The 4,004-nt window shown below is 73.1% G+C and carries 3 protein-coding genes; 2 read left to right on the forward strand and 1 reads right to left on the reverse strand.

The genetic code is table 11. The features are described from left to right. On the reverse strand, positions 1–1,054 hold a 1,054-nt coding region (locus LWC33_RS34350), incomplete at its 3' end, for a HAMP domain-containing protein (RefSeq protein ID WP_233308885.1). 124 nt (positions 1,055–1,178) lie between these two features. Here LWC33_RS34350 and LWC33_RS34355 point away from each other — a divergent pair. Both LWC33_RS34355 and LWC33_RS34360 read left to right on the forward strand, forming a co-directional pair. Next, positions 1,179–3,227: a SpoIIE family protein phosphatase gene (locus tag LWC33_RS34355; protein ID WP_255693975.1), complete on the forward strand. Its 2,049-nt coding sequence runs from the start codon at positions 1,179–1,181 to the stop codon at positions 3,225–3,227. Positions 3,228–3,836: 609 nt separating this feature from the next. Then, positions 3,837–4,004, forward strand: a 168-nt coding sequence (locus LWC33_RS34360) for a transposase (RefSeq protein ID WP_233308887.1), incomplete at its 3' end; no start/stop codon positions are given.

Raw genomic sequence — 4,004 nt, forward strand, 5'->3', positions numbered from 1 at the left:
TCACCGTCGACTTGAGCTCCAGGATCTCCCCCCGCGCGTCCACGGTGATCTTCTGACTCAGGTCGCCCCGGGCCACCGCGGTGGCCACCTGCGCGATGCCGCGCACCTGCCCGGTCAGGTTGGCCGCCATCAGGTTGACCGCGTCGGTGAGGTTCTTCCAGGTGCCGGCGACGTCCGGGACCGCGGCTTGCCCACCGAGGCGGCCCTCGGTGCCCACCTCGCGGGCCACGCGTGTGACCTCGTCGGCGAACAGCCGCAGCGTGTCGGTCAGCGAGTTGATCGTGTCGGCCAGCTCCGCGACCTCGCCCCGGGCCGAGACCGTGATCTTGCGGGACAGGTCGCCCTCGGCGATGGCGGTGGCCGCCGAGGAGATCGAGCGGACCTGGTTGGTGAGGTTGCTCGCCATGGTGTTGACCGAGTCGGTGAGCGCGCGCCAGGTGCCCGCGACGCCGCGCACGTCGGCCTGCCCGCCGAGTCGTCCCTCGGTGCCCACCTCACGGGCCACGCGGGTGACCTCGTCGGCGAACGAGGACAGCTGGTCGACCATGCGGTTCACGGTGCGGCCGATGCGGCGGAACTCGCCGCGCAGCCTGCGTCCCTCGATCTCGAGGGCCATGTGCTGGGACAGGTCGCCCTCCGCGACCGCGTCGAGCACGCGGGCGATCTCCGCGGTGGGTGCGGCCAGGTCGTCGATGAGGGCGTTCACCGCCTGTACGCCCGACGCCCACGCACCGTCGTAGGACTCCTCGTCGAGCCGCTCGGACATGCGGCCCTCGCGCCCGACCACCCGGCTGATCCGCAGCAGATCACGGCTGTGCCGCTCCTGCAGCGCCACCAGCTCGTTGAACTGATCGACCACCTCACTCGCCGGCCCCTCGCGGCGGGCCAGGCGGACGTCGAAACGGCCGCGGCGCACCTGCTGCAGCCCTCGGGTCAGCTCGGCGAGGAAGGCGCCGTTCTCGGCGGAGCCGCCCCCAGACACCTGTTCGGGCACCTCCTGGGGAGTACCCGGGTCGGCGGAGCCCGCCGCACGCGTGTGCCGTGTCGCCGTCATGACCGCCTCCACCTGCCGACCGGCGCAGCGTAGTCGAGGCCCTCGCCCGTTGGGTCGGCCCTCTTGAGCGGGGCCGCACGGACTGCAGCAGACTGCTCGCGTGCCCGTTCAGCTAGAGCGGCGGATGCGGTTTCCGGCCGACATCCGCTCGACCAGGCGCGCACGGCGAATGGTTCACGACGCACTGGGCGAGCTGATGACCGGCGGGCACCTCGAGGATGCCCACCACCTGCCTGACCTCGTCGACGACGTCGTGCTGCTGACCAGCGAGCTGTGCGAGAACGCCGTGCTGCACGCCGGAACCGAGTTCGACGTGGCGGTGGCCGCCGGCGACGACGAGGTGACGGTGGCCGTCACCGACCACGGGCCGGCCGCGCTGGAGCTGCACCTGGCCGAACCGCGGCAGCGCTATGGACGCGCCGCCACCCACGGCCGCGGCCTGTCCCTGGTCGCGCGGATCGCCACGACGTGGGGCACCCGACACGACGCAGACGGCCGGCACACGGTGTGGTTCTCCATCGCTCGGCAAGGGAACTCCGCCGCCACCCCCGCGATCGCGGCCCCCGAGCACGAGCGCACCTGGTCCGCAGCCGAGCAGGCTCGCTGGCTGCTGCACGTGCCCGCGTCGCTGGCGCGTCGCCTCAGCCCCGTCGAGCTGGTCGGGGAACTCGCGGGTCGGCTCCAGGACCTGGTCGACGCAGCGGCCGTCGTCGTCGAGGTCGATCCCGGCGACGGCTCCGGGGCCCGCGAGTTCGCGCGCGGCGGCGCCTCATCCGACGGCGCCGCCAGGCCTGGGACCGTGCTCGACGTGCCGTTGCCGACCACCACGGGGCTGCACGGCACGGTCCGGGTCGTCCTGCGCGATGGCGCCGGTGCCGGCCGCGCCCGCGAGCTGACCGAGCTGATCGCCGCCCGGATCGCGATCGCCGTCGAGTCGCACTGGCTGCGCGGGGTCGACGAGCGCCGCCGGGCCTGGATGACCTACCTGGCGGAGACCAGCGAACTGCTCGGCCAGTCCCTGGACCTCGACCTCACGGTCGCGCTCGTGCCTCAGGTCGTGGTGCCCCGCCTCGGCGCGTGGTGCGCGGTGCTGCTGCCGACGCCGACGCGGCGGCTGAGCCTGGCCGCGATCACCCACGCCGACGAGGACCGCCTGCCCGAGCTGCGGGCGGTGCTCGACCCCGACGCCGTGCCGGGTCCCCCGACACAACTACGCGACCGGCTCGCGGCAGCGCGCCGCGGTGCCCCGCCGGCATGGTTCTCCGATCCGGCCGATGGAGTCGCGGTCGCGCTACGGTCCCGCGGCAGCTCGATCGGGGTGCTGCTGGTCGGGCGCCCCGAAGGCCGCTTGCACACTCCCGAGGACGTGCTGCTGATCGAGGACATCGGCCGCCGCGCCGCGCTGGCGATCCACAACGCGCAGACGGTGGGCGAGCACGTGCGGGTGTCGCAGGCGTTGCAGGGCGCTCTGCTGCCCCGTGCGCTACCCGCGGTACCGGGAATCGAGTTCGCCGCGGAGTACCTGCCGTCGAGCTCCGGGTCGGACGTGGGCGGCGACTTCTACGACGTGTTCGCCGTCGGCTCCGAGCGCTGGCTCCTCACCATCGGCGACGTCTGCGGCACCGGCGCCCGCGCGGCGGCCCGCACCGGCCTGGTCCGCGACGTACTCCGGGTGCTCGTGCGCGAGGGCCGCCCGTTGGTGCGCACGATCGAGATGCTCAACGACGTCATGGTTGAGGCGGGCGACCCGCAGCAGTTCTGCACGCTCGCAGCAGCGATGCTGGGCCGGGCGACCCTCGACGGACGATCCGCAGTCACAGTGGACCTGGTACTCGCCGGGCACGTCAAACCCGTCGTGGTCCACGCGGCCGGCGCCGCCGAACAGATCGGCCGGTTCGGCACCGCCGTCGGCCTGGTGGAATCCGTCGACCTGCACTGCACCCGGCACATACTGACTGCTGGCGAGGCGCTGCTGTTCTACACCGACGGCGTGACCGAGTGCCGGCGTGGACCGGAGCAGTTCGGCGACGACCGGCTGCTCGACGCGGCGGCCGCCGCGTCTGGATCGAGCGCCCCGCGGCTGGTTGCGACCGTGCGCGAAGCTGTGCAGCGCTTCGCCACCGACCGCCGAAGCGACGACATGGCCTTGCTCGCCGTCCGTGCCGAGCCTTAGCGGCGGTCCCGCATCGGCCGGCCGATCCGCACCGTCGGGGCGGTGTGCGATCCTGCAGGCGTGCGGGTCACCGAGCGCGACGTCGACGGCGTCCCTCCGGGCAACCTGCACGTGCCACGGCGGGACTTCGCTCTGCTCTGGGCGGCCGCCGAGTTGCGGTCCGAGGAGCAGAGAGCTCGTGGCGTCACCGACTACCCGGCGAGCGGCGTGGCGATCAGGTGCCGGTGGCCGGCCCGCGACCGTCGATGGGCCAGGAGCCGGCGTCGTCCCGCATCGGCCCCGATCACGAGCACCTCGCGGGCGGCACAGGAGGAGCTGATCGAGGCCGAGTACCTCGCGGCGGAGACCTCGTTCGTTCCACATCTCGTTCCACGCGGCGCGAGGCGCGGGCGAGGCGATCAGCGTTTGCGCTGGTCAAGCGTGGAGCGGGCGACGGGAATCGAACCCGCGTAGCCAGTTCGGAAGGCAGCGGATCCACGCCCGACAACGCGTCGACCAGCACCAACGGTCTCCGAGGAGCACGCTCAGGTGTCCCTGAGCGCCCCTCCACGTGTGTCACCGCGGCCTCGGCCAGCCAGTCCCGTAGTCGAGCCGTGGACCGGACAGCTGATGATCCTCGACTCGATCACCGGCGTGGGTCCGCGAGCAGCCGAGGTGATCCTCGCCGAGATCGGCCCGGACATGTCCCGGTTCCCCACCGCCGGACATCTGGCCTCTGGGCCGGACGCTGTCCCGGGCAGCGAGAGCCCGCCGGGAAACGCGGTGCGGGGGGGGGGG

It is taken from the genome of Pseudonocardia terrae (genome assembly GCF_021343995.1).
GTDB classification, from domain to species: Bacteria; Actinomycetota; Actinomycetes; order Mycobacteriales; family Pseudonocardiaceae; genus Pseudonocardia; species Pseudonocardia terrae.